Below are 17,011 nucleotides of genomic sequence, written 5' to 3'. Positions count from 1 at the left end.
TCAGCTTTCCTGCTTCAGGCCCCCACGGGTACCTTGTCCAGGAAGCCCGTGACCGAGCGGAGCTTGCCGGCATCCAGCTGGGCGAAGTCGGTGCCCTGGATCATGTCTTCCGCCCCGCTCGGCCCCAGCGTCCACGAGAAGCGCAGATGGTCGCCGTGCGCGTCCGCCTTGCCCAGCAGGTTGAAGCGGAAGCCCGGGTAGCGCTGGTGCACCGCGCCGACCAGCGCGCTGATCTGCTCATGCCCGCTGGCCTGCGCCATCGGGTCCACGTAGTGCGCGTTGGCGGCCCACCCGGCTTCGATCAGCGCGGCGCGGCGCGCGGCGTCGGTTTCGTTCCAGACGGCGATGTAGCGTTGGGCAATCGCGGTGGCATCGTGTGCGGCGGTGTTCATGATGACGATTCCTTTCGAAGGGTTCGGCCCGCAACATCGCGGGGTGAAGGAATGGTCGCGCCGCACGCGATTCGCGTCGATGACGTGGCAGGTTATGCGGCAAGCTCCATCGAGGCGTTCGCATCCAGCGGAAACACCGGCCGGTGCACCTTGCCGAAGGGGAACAGGCCGTAGTCCGAACTGGTCACACCCGGGCTGTCGCACTCCACCAGCGCGGCCGACAGCGGCTCGAACACCGGCCGGCAGTACATGCGCGACTTGAGCAGCAGGAAGCGTTCCCTGCGCGGATCGAGCCCCGCGCACTCGAAGACGCCGATGTCCCACGGCTCCTGCGTGCGCTCGGTCACCACGATGCGCGCGGCGCCGATGTCGAACAGCACCGTGCGGCCCATGCTGCTGCGCTGGCCGGTGTAGGTGGGGCCGGTGATCACGTACTCGCCGTTGCCGATGGTGCGCACGGTGCCCGTCAGGCGCACCGGCGTTTTCTTCAACCCGATGCCTTCCAGCGAGACCTTGTTGCCGAGTGCGACTGTCGCCTCCGCACCCTCCCCCGCCGCGATCAGCTCGGCCACCGCTTCGGGGTCGCACAGCGGCCCCACGCCGATGCCGTGCAGCCCTTGCGCAAGCGCTTCCTGCAGCACGTCCATGGTGTCGCAGCTGCCGCCAGACATGCAGTTGTCGCCATGGTCGAGCAGCAGCACCGGACGGGTGGCTCCCTGGGCGATGAGCTTTGCGCGGGCCACCGACTGCGTGAGCGGCTCGCTGCGGTAGATGAAGGCTTCGCGCTCGCTCCACATCTGCATCGCGATGCGGTCGGCCGTGGCCTGCGCGCGTTCGGGCGATTGCGCGTCGACCACGATCACGCTCATGCACGGCGCCTCGATGTCCGACAGCGAGAAGCCCGCCAGGATCGACACCGCGAGCGACTCCGACGATTTCTCGGCTTCGCGCGCCGCCTCGATGGCGCGCTGCATCGCACCGGTGAACGAGGCGCTGCGCAGCGTGTGTGCCATCAGCGGCAGCCGGCGCCAGCGCATCGCCGGCCTGCTGCGCCCGGCCAGCAGGTCGAACAGCAGGCGGCCGGCGTGCTCGCCGGTTTCGTACATGTCGATGTGCGGATAGGTCTTGAAGCCGACGATGACGTCCGCATTGCCGACCATCTCGGGCGTGACGTTGGCATGCAGGTCGAGCGCCACGCCGATGGGCACGCCCGGCGCCGCGGCGCGCAGGCGCACGAGCAGGTCGCCTTCGCCGTCGGCACTGTTCTGTGCGACCATCGCACCGTGCAGGTCGAGCAGTATGGCGTCGCAGCCCGGCGCCGCATCGACGATGCACTGCGTGAGCGTGGTGTAGGCCTGCGCGTCGACCGGCCCGCTCGGGTTGGCCGAGGCCGACACCGGCGTGACCAGCGTGGCGCCGGCCTGCTCCGCCAGGTCGATGAAGGCCGACATCGCCGTGCGCATGCCCTTGTTGTCCCGGTAGGCCTGCTCGCCGAAGGTCGGGCCGTCGGGGCCGAAAGCCGCGAGCGGCGTGGGCACGGGCGAGAAGGTGTTGGTCTCGTGGTTGAGACGTGCGATCAGCACCTTCATGACGACGCCACTCCCGCGCTTTGCAGCATGGCCTGCAGCAGCACGTTGCAGCCGGCCTCGAGGTGGTCGGGCTGCGCGTCCTCGATCTCGTTGTGGCTGATGCCGTCGAGGCAGGGCACGAAGATCATGGCCGTGGGGCAGACGCGCGCGAGGTACACGGCGTCGTGGCCGGCACCGCTGATCACGTTCATCCAGCTCATGCCCTGCGCCTGTGCGGCTTCGCGCACGGCGGACACGAGCTTGGGCGTGAAGGGCTGCGGCGGGAAGTAGACGACCTGTTCCACCGACATCTCGACCTTGCCCTTCGTCGCGATGCGCTGCACCGCTTCTTTCAGCTCGGCATCCATGGCCGACAGCACCACGTCGTCGGCCGCGCGCAGGTCCACGCTGAGCTTCACGCGGCCCGGGATCACGTTTCGCGAGTTCGGATAGTTGTCGATCCAGCCGACCGTGCCGCGCGCATGCGGCGCGTGCGCCAGCGCGATACGGTTGACCTCGATCACGAGCTCGGAGGCGGCCAGCAGCGCGTCCTTGCGCAGCTCCATCGGCGTGGGGCCGGCATGCGCTTCCATGCCCTGGACCACCACGTCGTACCAGCGCTGGCCCAGCGCCCCTTCGACCACGCCGATCACGCGCTCGTTGGCTTCGAGCACCGGGCCCTGTTCGATGTGCGCCTCGAAGTACGCGCCCACCGGCGACGCGGCCACCGAAGCAGCCGTGCTGCCTGCATAGCCGATGGCCGCAAGCGCGTCCGACACGCTCACGCCCTCGTGGTCGCGCTGCGCCAGCGCATGCTCGAGCGTGAAGGCGCCGACGAACACGCCGGAGCCCATCATCACGGGCACGAAGCGCGAGCCCTCCTCGTTGGTCCACACGGCCACTTCGAGCGGTGCTTCGGTTTCGATCTTCGCGTCGTTGAGGCTGCGGATCACCTCCAGCCCCGCGAGCACGCCATAGTTGCCGTCGAACTTGCCACCCGTGGGCTGCGTGTCGATGTGGCTGCCGGTGGTGATGGGCGGCAGCACGTTGTTGCGGCCGGCGCGGCGCGCGAAGATGTTGCCGATGGCGTCCACGCGCACTTCGCAACCCGCTTCGCGCATCCAGCGCGTGAACAGGTCGCGGCCCTGGCGGTCGAGGTCGGTCAGCGCGATGCGGCAGACGCCGCCTTTCTCGGTGGCGCCGAGCTGCGCCAGTTCCATCAGCGAGTTCCAGAGCCGCTGGCCGTCGATGCGGAGTTCGGTGTGTGAGTTCATGGCTTTGCGATAAGGAAGAGTGTTGCGGGAAGCCTCAAGCAAGGCCCACGCCCAGATAGCGGTCTTTCACTTCATGGTCGGCCATGAAGTCGGCGTTGCCGGCCTCGTGCACGATCACGCCCTGCTCCACGATGTAGTGGCGGTCGGCCAGCTGCACGCAGACTTCGAGGTTCTGCTCGACCAGCAGGATGGCCACGCCGGCCGCCTTGATGGTCTTGAGTTGCGCGACGATCTCCTCGACGATCACCGGCGCCAGGCCTTCGACCGGCTCGTCGAGGATCAGCAGGCGCGGATGGTTCATGAGCGCGCGGCCGATGGCCAGCATCTGCTGCTCGCCGCCCGAAAGCTGCCCGCCGCCGTTGCGCCGGCGCTCCTTCAGTCGCGGAAAGATGCGGTAGATGTCGGCCAGCTGCCAGGGCGATTCGCGCCGCAGGCCGAGCAGCAGGTTTTCTTCCACCGTCAGCAGCTTGAAGATGCCGCGGTGCTCGGGCACCAGGCACACGCCGCGTGCGGCGATGCGGTGCGGCGGCATGTCCGCGATGTCCGCGCCCTGGAAGCGCACGCGCCCACCCGTGGGCGTGACCGCGCCGGCAATGCTCTTGAGCGTGGTCGACTTGCCCGCGCCGTTGCGGCCCAGCAGCGTGACCAGTTCGGCATCGCCAACGCGCATCGAAACGCCCTGCAGCACATGGCTCTTGCCGTAGTGGGCATGCAGCCCCTCGACTTCCAGGATGTTCCTTCCGCTCATGCCTTGCCCCCCGTGATCATGTTGCCGAGATAGGCCGTGCGCACGCGCGCATCGGAGCGGATGTCGCCCGGCAGCCCCTCGGCAAGCACGCGGCCCAGCTGCATCACGGTCACGGTGTCGGAGATGTCCATCACGATGTTCATGTTGTGCTCGATCAGCACCACGGTGTGCTGGTCGCGCAGGCCGCGGATCAGGTGCTTCATGTCGTCGAGGTCGTCGATGCCCATGCCCGAGGTCGGCTCGTCCAGGAAGATGGCCTTCGGCCTGGCGGCCAGCGCCATGCCCACTTCGAGGCGGCGCTGCTGGCCATGCGACAACTCGCTGGCCGGCGTGTTCGCCAGCCGTTCGAGCCCCACGCGCTGCAGCACCTCGTCCACCGTCTGCGTGCAGGCCAGTTCGCCGACCGGCGCGCGCCAGCAGTTCATGGCCTGGCGCGGCGAAACGCCCTGCGCCGCCACGCGCAGGTTCTCGCGCACCGACAGGCTCAGGAACAGCGCCGTGACCTGGAACGAGCGCGCCATGCCGCGCTGCACGCGCCGGTGGTCGGGCTCGCGCGTCACGTCGTGGCCGTCGAACAGGATGCGGCCGCCCGTGGTGGTGCCGGTGCCCGTGAGCATGTGGAACAGCGTGGTCTTGCCCGCGCCGTTCGGGCCGATCACCGAGTGCACGGTATTGCGCCTGATCTTCAGGTCGACGCCGCCGAGTGCAGCGAACTTGCCGTAGTGCTTGGTGACGCCGACGGCTTCGATGAGGATGCCCGTCATGCTTTTTCTCCCAGGGCCGCAGGCACTTTGGCGCCAGGCGATGTCTTGCGGAAGATGCGGCGCCACGCGCCCTCGCCCAGCCCCCAGAGCCCGCGCTGCATGCCGATGCTCACGCCGATCAGCAGCAAGCCCAGCAACAACAGCCAGCGCGGCCACAGCGTGGAGAGCCAGTCGGCCAGCAGCACATAGAAGGCCGAGCCCAGCACCGAGGCGAACAGGTTGCCGGTGCCGCCGATCACGGTAATGACCAGGATCATCTCGCTGGTGTGGTACTCGGCGTTCGACAGCGGCGCGATGCCGGTCATCATCGCGTGCAGCCCGCCCGCAAGGCCGGTGACGGCGCCCGAGATCACGAAGGCCAGCAGCTTGAAGCGCTTGAGGTCGTAGCCCACGGCGGCGGCCCGGTCCTCGTTGTCGCGGATGGCCAGCAGCGTGCGGCCGAAGATCGAATCGGTCACGCGCAGCAGCAGGCCGAAGGCGATCAGGAAGATCACCGCGACGAAGGCGTAGTACTTCCACGGCGTGTCCATGAAACCGGGGCGCGGCACGTCGAGCAGGCCGTTGTCGCCGCCCGTGAGGTCGGTGGCGGTGTAGGCGATGAAATAGAACATCTGCGCGAAGGCCAGCGTGAGCATCACGAAGTAGGTGCCGCGCTGGCGGATGGCGACCCAGCCGACCAGCGCCGCGCCAAGCGCGCCCATGGCCACGGCCGCCAGCAGGGCGAGCGGCATCGGCAGGTGCAGGCGCGTGAGCAGGATCGCGATGGTGTAGCTGCCCAGCCCGAAGAAGATGCCCTGCCCGAAGGACAGCAGCCCCGTATAGCCCAGCAGCAGGTTGCAGCCCAGGGCCGCGAGTGCATAGATCAGCACCTCGCTCGCGAGCGAGCCCGAGCGCAGCACCAGCGGCAGGCCCAGCGCGGCGGTCAGTGCCAGAAGGAAAGTGATTTTTCTCGGCATGGCGTTCATCCTTTTCGGCCGAGCAGGCCATGCGGGCGCAGCAGCAGCACGGCCGCCATCGCGATGTAGATCATCAGGCTCGCCCCCGGCGGCCAGATGGTGCTCATGAGGCTTTGCACGATGCCGATGAGCAGCCCGCCCACGAGCGCGCCGCCGAAGCTGCCGAGCCCGCCGATCACCACCACCACGAAGGCGACGCTCAGCGCCTCGACGCCCATGAAGGGCTCGGCCCCGCGGATCGGCGCGGCCAGCACGCCAGCCAGCGCCGCCGTGGCCGCACCCAGCGCGAACACAAGGCTGAACACCCGGAACACGTTGATGCCGAGCAGCGACACCATCTCGGTCGATTCGCTGCCCGCGCGCACCGCGCTGCCCAGGCGCGTGCCTTCGAGCACCCACCACAGCAGCACCGCGAGCACAGCGGTGAAGCCGATCACGAACAGCCGGTACTTGGGATAGACGAAGGCGCCCCACATGACCACGCCCTGCAGCAGGTCGGGCGTGGCCACGCTGTTGCCCAGCGGGCCCCAGAACACGATCACGATCTCCTGCACCGCGAGCGCCAGGCCCACCGTCACAAGGATGTGGAACTCGTGCGCCTTGGCGTACACGCGGCGCAGCAGCAGCTTCTCGGCCAGCCAGCCCAGCGCGCCCACGGCGAGCGGCACCACAACCAGCGCGACCCAGAAATCCAGGCCCCACTGCATGGCCTGGTAGCACAGGTAGGCTCCGAGCAGATAGAAAGCGCCGTGTGCAAAGTTCACGAAGCGAAGCAGGCCGAACACGATGGACAAGCCAACGGCCAGCAGGAAATACAGCATGCCGATGCCGATTCCGTTGATGGTCTGGAGCAGGTAGACGGTCATGGGCTCGTTGGCTTGCGTTGCGTCAGGCCAGCTTGCAGCCGCTCTTGTCGATCGGGAGGAACGACTTGCCGGAACTCACCACGTCGACATAGTCCGCTGCATCCTTCATCTTCGACTTGGCCTTGCCCTTGAGCAGGTAGTAGTCCTTGACGACCTGATGGTCGGCCTTGCGGATTTCTTCCGTGCCCGTGAGGCCATCGAACTTCATGCCTTCGAGCGCGGCGATGACGGCCTTCTGGTCCACAGAGCCCGCCTTCACGATGCCGTCGATCAGGATCTTGGTGCAGATGTACGAGCCCGCCAGGCTGTAGTTGGGCACGATCTTGAGCTTGTCGGCCGTGCGCTTCACGAGGTCCTTGTTGAGCGCGGTGTCGGCCGTGTGCCAGTACTGCGCACCGAAGTACACGCCGTCGCACAGGTCGGCGCCCAGCTCGTCGAACTGCTCGAGCCCCGAGGCCCAGGCGATGAGGATCGTCATGTTCTTGTGCATGCCGAAGCTCACTGCCTGTCGCAGCGCGGCCGACGACTGCGCACCGAAGTTCAGCAGCAGCAGCACGTCGGGCTTGGCCGCCATCGCGTTGGTGAGGTAGCCGCTGAACTCCTTCTCGTTGAGCGAGTGGTAGCTGTTGCCCACGTGCTCGATGCCCTTCTCCTGGAAGATGTTCTTGGCCGCGCCCAGCAGGCCCTCGCCGAACACGTACTGCGGCGTGATGGTGTACCAGCGCTTGGCCTTGGGCATCGACGCGATCAGCGGGCGCACCGTCTGCTCGATGGCGCCGAAGGTGGGCACCGACCAGCGGAAGGTGGCGGGGTTGCAGTCCTTGCCGGTGATCTCGTCGGCGCCCGCGGTGGTGATGAACAGGCCGCCGGCCTTCTCGGCCTCCTTGCCCATGGCCAGCGCTTCGGACGACAGGATGCCGCCCGCGAAGAACTTCGCGCCCTGCTGCTGCGAGGCTTCCTGCACCTTGCGCACAGCGGTCGCCGGCTTGCCTTCGGTGTCGAGCACCGTGTAGGCCAGCGGACGCTTCAGCACGCTGCCGTATTGCTCGATGGCCAGCTTCATGCCCAGGTCGGCGAACTTGCCATTGGCAGCGAACGCGCCCGACATGGGCACCGGGCAGCCGAAGCGGATCGCATCGGCCGATTGGGCGAAGGCGGCGCGACCGGCCAGGAGCGAGGCGGGAGCGGCCGAGAGGGCGGCGAGTTGAAGAAGTTGTCTGCGTTGCATGGAGGAACTCCGGTCGTAGTGAAGAGGAGAAAAGAAGCGAGGGAGAGCAGGCGCCGGCAAATTTAAGCGGATAAATAGGATTAATATGCTGGTAAAAACCCGCTAGCAAGCCCTGTGCCCAAAACCAGACCACCCCTCTGCATCACGCCGTTTAAGATCGCGCGCTGTTGCGCATCCCGCGCATCTCCCGATGGGCATGGAGCGTTTCAATGAGAGTGGGAGAGAACCGTCCCAAGCGGCAGAAGCTCTCGGACGTCATCGTCGAGGACGTCAAGCGCTGGATCGTGGCGGAGCGCAAGCAGCCCGGCGACCGGCTACCGAACGAGAAGGAATTGATCGAGCTCTTCGGCTATTCGAAGAGCACGGTGCGCGAGGCACTGAAGGCGCTGGAGGTGCGCGGGCTCATCGCCATCCGCACCGGCCCCGGCGGCGGCGCGTACCTGCAGCAGGTGTCGGTCGAGCATGCCTCGGAGCCGCTGCGCAACTTCCTGCACTTCCATCACCTCGACGGGCATCACATCTACCAGCTGCGCAAGGTGCTGGAGCCCGAGCTGGCGGTGAGCGTAATCGGCAAGCTGACGCCCTCGCAGTTCGAACGGCTCGAAGAAAACGTGCGCCTTTGCACCATCGAGCCCGCCAACGAGGACGAATTGCGCACGCAGCGCGAAGCCGAACTGGCCTTTCACACCATGCTGGCCGAGGCCTGCCCCAATCCGGTGCTGTCCTTCATGTGCCGCTTCCTGAACGACCTGCTGCGCGACCTCGTGGTCTATAAGAAGGCGCTGGACCATCACCACTTCGGCGAGACGAACGTCGACTACCACACGCAACTGCTGGCCGCCTACCGGCGCGAAGATGCCGACGAAGTGCGGCGCCTGATGACCGAACACATGGTCGATGCCGAACAGCACATGCACGAGATGGAGGCGCACATCGGGGCGAAGCATCTGTTGCTGCCGAGCGGGCAGCGTTAAATTTTTCAGGGCGCGTGCACAGGCCGCCGGTACTCCCCTCCGCGAATGTCCCCCGGCCTTTGGCCTCCTCCTTTAGCTTGTGCCGGCCTATCAACCAGTGCTCTGAACGATCCCGCGCCGCTTCAGGCATGGGCCTTTTCCAGACACGCCTGAAACGCCAATACCGCCCGTGACGGTTTCGGCGACCGCCGCAGCAGGCTCACGAACCGGCACGCGTAATTGAAGCGCGCCGGCAGCACCGCCTTCATGAGCCCGCGCTGCTCGAACGCCTGCGCATAGTGGTCGGGCAGGAAGCCGAGGAAGCGCCCCGAGAGGATCAGCGTCGCGATCGCCTCCTGGTCGAAGCCGGTGGCCTTGCGCGACAGCTTGGCGCGGTGGCTCAGCTCCATGTTGGGCGAGTGGTAGCCCAGCCCCGCGAAATGATGCGCGCCAAGCTTCGACCAGGTGAGCTTGGCATGCGGGCTGTCGAACAGCGGATGGCCCCTGCCGCAGTAAAGCAGCATCGTCTCGTCGAACAGGTCCGCATACACGAGGCTCTTCGAAGTCCGGTGCGCCGGGATGATGCCGATCTGGAAGTTGCCCTCCAGCACGCCCTGCTCGATCGCGTTGATCGAACCCACATGCACCGCCAGGCTCACCTCCGGCGCGATCTCGGTGAAGCGCGCGATTGCCTCGCCGATGCGCGCCTTCGGGTTGGTCGCGGTCTTGTCGAACAAGGCCACGTCCAGTTGTCCGCCCATGCGGTTGTGGATGTCGTCGATGCTTCCGCGGAAGGCATCGACCGAGGCCAGTAGCCGCAGCGTCTCGTCGTACACGCGCTGCCCCTCGGCCGTGAGCGCGAAGCCCGCCCGGCCGCGCCGGCACAGCACCAGGCCGAGCCGCGTTTCCAGGTCTTTCACATGGCGGCTCACGGTGGAGGTGCCGATGTTCAGCTCCAGTTCGGCCGCGGCCATGCCGCCGCAATCGACCACGCTCTTGAACACCTTGAGCAGCCGCAGGTCCATGTCGCTGAGCTGCCCCAGAACGGCGCGGCTGCGGGTGCTCCGGGCACTGTTCTGGGCCTTCTCTTTTACTTGCATGAACTGTCAAGTGAACATTGATATTGCGCCATTCTCCACACTGAAGGCTCTGCGAACAATCGGCACATCCCATCACCCCCGGAGCCCGCCCCGTGCGGGAAGCGCCATGACCCTCGCCACGCCCGCCATCGAACCGACGCCCGCCCTGCGCACCGACGCCGCCTGGCTCGACGCGCACTGGATGCCCTACACCGGCAACCGCAACTTCAAGGCCGATCCGCGGATCATCGTGGAGGCCAAGGGCGCCTACTTCACCGACGCCGACGGCCGCAAGATCTTCGACGGCCTCTCGGGCCTGTGGTGCTCGGGCCTCGGCCACGGCCGCCCCGAGATCACCGAAGCGGTGAGCCGCCAGATCGCGAAGCTCGACTACTCGCCCGCCTTCCAGTTCGGCCACCCGCTCTCGTTCGAGCTGGCCAACAAGATCAAGGAGCTCACGCCCGCCGGCCTCGACTACGTGTTCTTCACCGGCTCGGGCTCCGAAGCCGCCGACACCTCGCTGAAGATGGCGCGTGCCTACTGGCGCACCAAGGGCCAGGCAAGCAAGACGCGCCTGATCGGCCGCGAGAAGGGCTACCACGGCGTCAACTTCGGCGGCATCTCGGTCGGCGGCATCGCAGCCAACCGCAAGCTGTTCGGCCAGGGCGTCGAGGCCGACCACCTGCCGCACACGCAGCTCGCATCGAACGCCTTCACGCGCGGCATGGCCGAGAACGGCGCCGAGCTGGCCGACCGCCTGCTCGACCTGATCGCGCTGCACGACGCCTCGAACATCGCGGCAGTGATCGTCGAACCCTTCGCGGGCTCGGCCGGCGTGGTGATTCCGCCCAAGGGCTACCTGAAGCGCCTGCGCGACATCTGCACCGCGAACAACATCCTGCTGATCTTCGACGAGGTCATCACCGGCTTCGGCCGCTGCGGCGCGCTCACGGGCGCCGAAGCCTTCGGCGTGACGCCCGACATCATGAACATCGCCAAGCAGGTCACCAACGGCGCACAGCCGATGGGCGCGGTGGTCGCCAACAAAGAGATCTACGACACCTTCATGGCCGCCGGCGGCCCCGACTACATGCTCGAGTTCCCGCACGGCTACACCTACGGCGCACACCCGGTGGCCTGCGCCGCGGGCATCGCCGCACTCGACGTGCTGCAGAAGGAAGACATGATCGGCCGCGTGCAGGCGCTGGCGCCGCACTTCGAGAACGCGGTGCACAGCCTCAAGGGCAGCAAGCACGTCGCCGACATCCGCAACTACGGCCTCGCCGCGGGCATCACCATCGCCGCGCTGCCGGGCGAACCCGCGCGCCGTCCGTACGAGATCGCGATGAACTGCTGGAAAAAGGGCTTCTACGTGCGCTACGGCGGCGACACGATCCAGCTCGCGCCACCTTTCATTGCGGAGAAGGCGGAGATCGATCGAATGGTCAACGCACTGGCCGACGCGCTGGCCGAGACGGCCTGATCGGAGGCCGGGTCCTACAGGCGGCGCGCCGGCCGCCTTCCAATAATCGGCGCAATGACGGCATTGCGCAGCGACATCCCTGCCCGCCTCGACCACCTGCCGTGGTCGCGCTGGCATTGGCGCGTGGTGATCGCACTGGGCGTGGCCTGGGTGCTCGACGGGCTCGAAGTCACGCTCGTGGGCTCCATCGGCGCGGTGCTGGAGCGGCCCGACACGCTCGGGCTCACGGCCGGCGAGATCGGCCTCTCGGGCTCGGTGTACGTGGCAGGTGCGGTGCTCGGCGCCCTGCTCTTCGGGCGGCTCACCGACCGGCTCGGACGCAAGAAGCTGTTTCTCGTCACGCTGGTGGTCTACACCATTGGCACGCTGGCCACCGCGTTCTCTCCCGACTTCGCCTTCTTCGCGCTGTGCCGCTTCGTCACGGGGCTTGGCATCGGCGGCGAATACGCGGCCATCAATTCGGCCATCGACGAGCTGATTCCGGCGCGCGTGCGCGGGCGCGTCAACCTCGCGATCAACGGCAGCTTCTGGATCGGCGCGGCGCTGGGCGCGGCGCTGAGCCTCGTGCTGCTCGACGCGCGCGTGATCGGCCCGGTGTGGGGCTGGCGCGCAGGCTTCGCGCTGGGCGCGGTGCTGGCTGTGGCGATCCTGCTGGTGCGGCGCCACGTTCCAGAGAGCCCGCGCTGGCTCGTTGCGCACGGGCGGGCCGATGAAGCCAGGCGCATCGTCGAGCGAATCGAGGCCGAGGTCGAGGCGCAGCACGGACCGCTGCCCGCGTCGCAAGGCCATGTGAACTACACGGCCGCGCGCCCCAACAGCCCGCCGATGCGGGAAGTGGCGCGCGTACTGCTCAGGCGCTACCCGCAGCGCAGCGTGGTCGCATTGGCGCTGATGATCTCGCAGGCCTTCTTCTACAACGCGATCTTCTTCACCTATGCGCTGGTGCTCACGCGCTTCTATGGCGTGCCCGAAGGTGACGTGGCGCTCTACATCTTTCCGTTCGCGCTGGGCAACGTGCTCGGGCCGCTGCTGCTGGGGCCGCTGTTCGACAGCGTGGGACGGCGACGGATGATCGCGCTGACCTATGTGCTCGCGGGCGTCGGCCTCGCGCTCACGGGCTGGGCTTTCATGATGGGCTGGCTCGATGCGCGCAGCCAGGCGATGTGCTGGTCGGCGGTGTTCTTCCTGGCTTCGGCGGCGGCGAGCTCGGCGTACCTCACGGTGAGCGAGGTGTTTCCGCTCGAGATGCGGGCCATCGCCATCGCGATCTTCTATGCGGTCGGCATGGGCGCGGGCGGCTTCGCTGCGCCGCTGCTGTTCGGCCTGCTGATCGAGACCGGCAGCCGGGGTGCGGTGATGGTGGGCTACGGCATCGGGGCGGCGCTGGTCATCGTCGCGGGGCTGCTGGCCCTGCGCCATGCGGTCGACGCAGAGCGCAAGCCGCTGGAGGAGGTGGCACCGCCGCTGTCGTCCGAAGCCGGCGGCGAGCGCTGACCATCAGTCTCTACAGCGCGCAGGTGCGAAAGCCGAAGAAGCCGTCGTCGCGATGAGGCAGCGCAAAGCCGCGGCGGCGCGGCGAACGCAGGCGCGCACGCGTCGCGAACGAAGCCCCGCGCAGCACGCGCGCGCGGCCGAAGGCTGCCGCGGGATCGAATTCGCCTCCCGCGCTCCATGGGTCGGGCCGGTAGCCCGGCCACGGCTGCAGGGTGCCCGCCGTCCATTCATGCACGTCGGCCCAACGGAAGCCGCGCCGCGCGGCCGTGTGCGCCGCGATCTCCCATTCGACCTCGGTCGCGATGCGACGTCCGGCCCAGCGTGCCCAGGCATCGGCCTCCCACCAGCTCAGGTGCACCGCGCTGTGGTGGCCGGCCGCGCGCACCGTCGCGCCGAAGCGCTGCTGCAGCACCGAACCGCCGGTGCCGCTGCGTGCTCCGCCGATCTGTTCGACGTGGCGAGGCCCGCGTCGGCCCTCGACCTGCGCGGCAAGCCAGCGCCAGCCTTCGCCGTGCCACAGCTCCTCGCGGTCGTAGCCGCCGTCATCGACGAATTCGATGTACTGGTTCCAGGTGACGGGCTGTGCGTCGATCTCGAACTCGGGCACGTCGACGCGATACGCTCCTCGCTCCTGCGCGAAGGCGAAGCCGCTCTCGGGCATGCCCAGCTCCCAGCGCGTGGCCGGCAGCAGCAGCGGCTCGCGCGTGACGGCGATGGGCGCCTGCTCGAAGCCCAGCGGCAGCCCCAGCGTCTGCGCCATCACCACGAACTGCTCGCCGCGCAGGTCTTCGTGGAACAGCGCGAGGCGATAGAAATACAGGCCGGCATCGGTCTCGGCCGCGTTGTCGAGCAGCTCGAGAGTGCTCTCCAGCGTTTCGAGCAGGTAGGCCTTGGTCTGCGCGAGGTCCGGCAGGTCGGGCGTCCAGCGCCGCTGCGGCGCACTCTGCGCGGGATTCCACCAGCCGTCGGCACCAGGGTCGATGGCCGCAAGGCGCGTGGGCCGCACCGGACAGTCGGCCCCGAAAGCGCGCTGGGTGTTGCGCCCGATCCACCATTCGGCGAACCAGCCGATGTGGCCGGCCAGCCAGACCGGCGGCAGCACGCCCTCTTCCTCGAGCATCGGCGGCGCGGCAAGCGCCTCGGCGCCCAGCACCTGCTCGTACAGCGACAGCAGGTGCAGCGTGTGGTTGCGCGCATCGATCAGCGCCAGGGACAACAGCTCCCGGCCGGCGCGGCACATGTCAGGAGAATCGATCGAATGGGGCAGGCCCATGGCGCCCGAAGGCGTCGAAGGCGGAAGGCGCGAAGACATGGGCGATTATGGCGACCGGGGCGTCCCCCCACGTCCCGGCCGAGACCCGTATTCCGGGTAAACCCCGCCCCCCGCGTCAAGGCAATACAAAGGTTCACCGAGGTAACATCTCGGGCTTTGCGCGGCCCCCACCAGGGGCAGGCGTTTCACCTTTGGGCTTCGCGGGAGACACCCCCTTGTCTGCATTCCTCAAATTCGCGACCGGCATGGACTGGGTCAGCGAAAAGCTCGGCAAGATCGCCGGCTACGCCGTTCTGGCGGCCTCGCTGATTTCAGCCGGCAATGCGCTCATCCGCTACGGCCTGGACTTCAGCAAGAACTCCTGGCTCGAAATCCAGTGGTACCTTTTCGCAGCCACCGTGATGCTCGGGGCACCTGTCGTGCTGCGCTTCAACGAGCATGTGCGCGTGGACATCATCTACGGCAAGCTCAAGGGCCACGGCCCGGTGTATGTCGACCTGTTCGGCCTCATCTTCTTCCTGCTGCCGGTGATGGGCCTGTTCACCTACCTCACCTGGCCCTTCTTCTGGAACATGTGGATCACGGGCGAGATGTCGGGCAACATCGGCGGCCTGGTCCGCTGGCCCGCCGCGCTGCTGATGCCCGTGGGCTTCGCCGCGATGTTCCTGCAGGGCATTGCGGAAATCATCAAGCGCATTGCCTACCTGCGCGGCCTGATCACGATGGACACGCACTACGAGAAGCCGGTGCAGTGACGAGCGCCCTGCGCCCCCTTCCGGCCTCGCCCTCTCCCGCACCGCAGGACAAGTAGAAATGCACATGGAAAATTTCGCCCCGATCATGTTCGCGGGGCTCGTGGTGATCATGCTGATCGGCTTCCCGGTCGCGTTCTCGCTCTCGGCCCTCGGCCTGATCTGCGGCTTCTTCGCCATCGAGATGGGCTGGTTTCCGGCCGGCTTCATGGCCAACCTGCCGCTGAACGTCTTCGGCATCCTGGCGAACGAAACGCTGCTCGCGATCCCGTTCTTCACCCTGATGGGAGCGGTACTGGAGAAATGCGGATTGGCCGAGGACATGCTCGACTCGATGGGCCAGCTCTTCGGCCCCGTGCGCGGCGGCCTCGGCTACTCGGTGATCATCGTGGGCTTCATCCTCGGCGCCATCACCGGCACGGTGGCCGGCCAGGTGATCGCCATGGCGATGATCTCGCTGCCGATCATGATGCGCTACGGCTACGACATGCGCTACTCGACCGGCGTGCTCGCCGCCTCGGGCACCATCACGCAGCTGGTGCCGCCCTCGCTGGTGCTGATCGTCATGGCCGACCAACTCGGCACCGACGTGGGCCAGATGTACAAGGGCGCCTGGGGTCCGTCGATCCTGCAGGTTCTGATCTTCGCGATCTACACCTTCATGGTCGGCCGCATCCGCCCGCACTTCGTGCCGGGCCTGCCAACCAGCGCGCGCACACTGAACGGCTGGGCGCTGTGGGGCAAGTGCCTGCGCGGCATCATTCCCTCGGCCATCCTGATCTTCGCGGTGCTCGGTTCGATGGGCGGCCTGCCGTTCATGGACAAGGCCATCGCCACGCCGACCGAGGCCGGTGCGATGGGCGCGGTGGGCTCGCTCATCCTCGCGCTGATCCATCGCCGCCTGAACTGGGAACTGCTGAAGGGCGCGATGGAAGGCACCATGCGCCTCACGGCGATGGTGGTGTTCATCCTGATCGGCTCGCGCGTGTTCTCGCTGGTGTTCCAGGGCGTCGACGGCGCCAAGTGGATCGAGCACATGCTGTCGGGCCTGCCGGGTGGCCAGGTGGGCTTCCTGATCGCGGTGAACTTCTTCGTCTTCTTCCTCGCGTTCTTCCTCGACTTCTTCGAGATCGCATTCATCATCCTGCCGCTGCTGGGCCCCGTGGCCCACAAGCTGGGCATCGACATGGTGTGGTTCGGCGTGCTGCTGTGCGTGAACATGCAGACCTCGTTCATGCACCCGCCGTTCGGCTTCGCGCTCTTCTACTTGCGGGGCATCGCGGACACGCTGTTCAAGAACGGGGCGCTGCCCAAGAAGGTGGACTCGCGCGACATCTATCTCGGCGCCGTGCCGTGGGTGCTGATGCAGCTGCTGCTGGTGGCCATCGTGATCTTCTTCCCGCAGACGGTCACCGTGTTCCTCGAGAAGGAAAAGGTCGTCGACATCGACAAGGTCAACCTCGACATGCCGGTGGACGAGCAGGCCAACTCGCCCGACAACAACAACGGCGTGAACATGGAAGACCCGTTCGGCAACGAGAAGAAGGACCAGCCGGCCGCTTCGAGCGAGCCGACCAAGCCGTGAGCGAACAGCACCACGGCACTCCGCAAGAACAACAAGACAACGACGGCGACGCCCTCCGCACCACCCCGCTGGAGAGCGCCGCCTTCCCGCCGCTGCTGCGCACATTGGCAGTGGTGCTCGTGGTGGACATCTTCGCCTTCGCGCTGTGGAGCCTGCCTTCGCTGCGCACCACCACCTGGTCCACCAGCGCCCTGGTGGTGTTCGGCATCGCGGTGCTGTGCGTGGTGTGGGTCGGCTACTGGATCGTCTACAGCCGCACCCGCCTCGAAGACGACGTGCTCATCCAGACCTGGCTCTGGGACAAGCGCGTGAGCGCGCAAGATGTGGCGCAGCTCAAGCTGGTGCACATCCGCATGCTCGAACGGGTGATCGCGCCGCGCCTGCTGGTGCGCCGGCGCTACGGCGGCATCACGTGGTTCCATGCCTGCGACCCGCAGGTGCTGATCGCATTCGGCGAACGCGTGGCGAAGCGGGCCGTGCCGGCTGCTCCATCCACGCCGCCTCCGGCGGAAGCCGGCGCGCCCTGAGCCCGGCCCCCTAACCCCCTGAAACGAGCCGCCATGGCTGGAGCAGTTGCTCCAGCCATGGCGGCTCGT

General features: G+C 67.3%; 16 protein-coding genes. 6 read left to right on the top strand and 10 right to left on the bottom strand.

Translation table 11 applies throughout. The features are described 5' to 3' along the window. Positions 1–14 precede the first annotated feature (14 nt). The 8 genes from ACEN9N_RS03835 to ACEN9N_RS03800 form a co-directional block, all read right to left on the bottom strand. Positions 15–392: a nuclear transport factor 2 family protein gene (locus ACEN9N_RS03835; RefSeq protein WP_007829322.1), complete on the bottom strand. Its 378-nt coding sequence runs from the start codon at positions 390–392 to the stop codon at positions 15–17. 92 nt (positions 393–484) lie between these two features. Further along, positions 485–1,981: a M81 family metallopeptidase gene (locus ACEN9N_RS03830; protein WP_495655383.1), complete on the bottom strand. Its 1,497-nt coding sequence runs from the start codon at positions 1,979–1,981 to the stop codon at positions 485–487. Continuing rightward, a complete protein-coding gene (locus ACEN9N_RS03825; protein WP_413313365.1) occupies positions 1,978–3,234 on the bottom strand; it encodes a Zn-dependent hydrolase in 1,257 nt (418 codons plus the stop codon). The genes ACEN9N_RS03830 and ACEN9N_RS03825 overlap by 4 nt, the downstream gene beginning before the upstream one ends. A 34-nt stretch (positions 3,235–3,268) precedes the next feature. Further along, positions 3,269–3,982 carry an ABC transporter ATP-binding protein gene (locus ACEN9N_RS03820; RefSeq protein WP_007829318.1) on the bottom strand — a complete coding sequence of 238 codons (714 nt, stop codon included), beginning with the start codon at positions 3,980–3,982 and terminating at the stop codon, positions 3,269–3,271. Beyond that, on the bottom strand, positions 3,979–4,746 hold the full coding sequence (locus ACEN9N_RS03815; protein WP_478178606.1) for an ABC transporter ATP-binding protein: 768 nt from the start codon (positions 4,744–4,746) through the stop codon (positions 3,979–3,981). The genes ACEN9N_RS03820 and ACEN9N_RS03815 overlap by 4 nt, the downstream gene beginning before the upstream one ends. Continuing rightward, positions 4,743–5,702, bottom strand: a complete 960-nt coding sequence (locus ACEN9N_RS03810) for a branched-chain amino acid ABC transporter permease (RefSeq protein WP_413313369.1) — start codon at positions 5,700–5,702, stop codon at positions 4,743–4,745. Before ACEN9N_RS03810 ends, ACEN9N_RS03815 begins: the two co-directional genes overlap by 4 nt. Positions 5,703–5,707: 5 nt before the next feature. Further along, the gene (locus ACEN9N_RS03805; protein ID WP_007829315.1) at positions 5,708–6,568 is read right to left on the bottom strand and encodes a branched-chain amino acid ABC transporter permease; all 861 of its coding nucleotides are present in this window, start codon (positions 6,566–6,568) and stop codon (positions 5,708–5,710) included. A 22-nt stretch (positions 6,569–6,590) separates the two neighbouring features. Continuing rightward, the gene (locus tag ACEN9N_RS03800) at positions 6,591–7,796 is read right to left on the bottom strand and encodes an ABC transporter substrate-binding protein (protein WP_007829314.1); all 1,206 of its coding nucleotides are present in this window, start codon (positions 7,794–7,796) and stop codon (positions 6,591–6,593) included. A gap of 209 nt (positions 7,797–8,005) precedes the next feature. Here ACEN9N_RS03800 and ACEN9N_RS03795 point away from each other — a divergent pair, with 209 nt between their 5' ends. After that, entirely contained in the window at positions 8,006–8,770 is a 765-nt protein-coding gene (locus ACEN9N_RS03795; RefSeq protein WP_413313371.1) for a FadR/GntR family transcriptional regulator, read from the top strand. A 122-nt stretch (positions 8,771–8,892) separates the two neighbouring features. Here the strand turns inward: ACEN9N_RS03795 and ACEN9N_RS03790 are convergent, their stop codons facing one another. Then, positions 8,893–9,849, bottom strand: coding sequence for a LysR family transcriptional regulator (locus ACEN9N_RS03790; protein ID WP_413313373.1), 957 nt, complete (start codon positions 9,847–9,849; stop codon positions 8,893–8,895). A 106-nt stretch (positions 9,850–9,955) separates the two neighbouring features. Here ACEN9N_RS03790 and aptA point away from each other — a divergent pair, with 106 nt between their 5' ends. Both aptA and ACEN9N_RS03780 read left to right on the top strand, forming a co-directional pair. After that, entirely contained in the window at positions 9,956–11,311 is a 1,356-nt protein-coding gene (gene aptA, locus ACEN9N_RS03785) for an omega-aminotransferase AptA (RefSeq protein WP_413313375.1), read from the top strand. A gap of 54 nt (positions 11,312–11,365) precedes the next feature. Next, positions 11,366–12,805, top strand: a complete 1,440-nt coding sequence (locus tag ACEN9N_RS03780; protein ID WP_495655382.1) for an MFS transporter — start codon at positions 11,366–11,368, stop codon at positions 12,803–12,805. A 10-nt stretch (positions 12,806–12,815) separates the two neighbouring features. Here the strand turns inward: ACEN9N_RS03780 and ACEN9N_RS03775 are convergent, their stop codons facing one another. Next, positions 12,816–14,117 (bottom strand): SUMF1/EgtB/PvdO family nonheme iron enzyme, encoded by a 1,302-nt coding sequence (locus tag ACEN9N_RS03775; protein WP_081502614.1) that lies wholly within the window; start codon positions 14,115–14,117, stop codon positions 12,816–12,818. Positions 14,118–14,293: 176 nt separating this feature from the next. Here ACEN9N_RS03775 and ACEN9N_RS03770 point away from each other — a divergent pair, with 176 nt between their 5' ends. Genes ACEN9N_RS03770 through ACEN9N_RS03760 form a run of 3 tightly spaced genes read left to right on the top strand, consistent with a single transcriptional unit; the run spans position 14,294 to position 16,942 of the window. Continuing rightward, a complete protein-coding gene (locus ACEN9N_RS03770; protein WP_007829308.1) occupies positions 14,294–14,833 on the top strand; it encodes a TRAP transporter small permease subunit in 540 nt (179 codons plus the stop codon). A 58-nt stretch (positions 14,834–14,891) separates the two neighbouring features. Continuing rightward, positions 14,892–16,415, top strand: a complete 1,524-nt coding sequence (locus ACEN9N_RS03765) for a TRAP transporter large permease (RefSeq protein ID WP_495655381.1) — start codon at positions 14,892–14,894, stop codon at positions 16,413–16,415. Further along, entirely contained in the window at positions 16,412–16,942 is a 531-nt protein-coding gene (locus tag ACEN9N_RS03760; protein ID WP_495655380.1) for a hypothetical protein, read from the top strand. The genes ACEN9N_RS03765 and ACEN9N_RS03760 overlap by 4 nt, the downstream gene beginning before the upstream one ends. The last annotated feature ends 69 nt before the right edge of the window (positions 16,943–17,011 follow it).

Source organism: Variovorax sp. Varisp46 (genome assembly GCF_059491885.1).
Note: the sequence above shows the minus strand (reverse complement) of the source record. Positions and strands in the feature narration are given on the sequence as shown.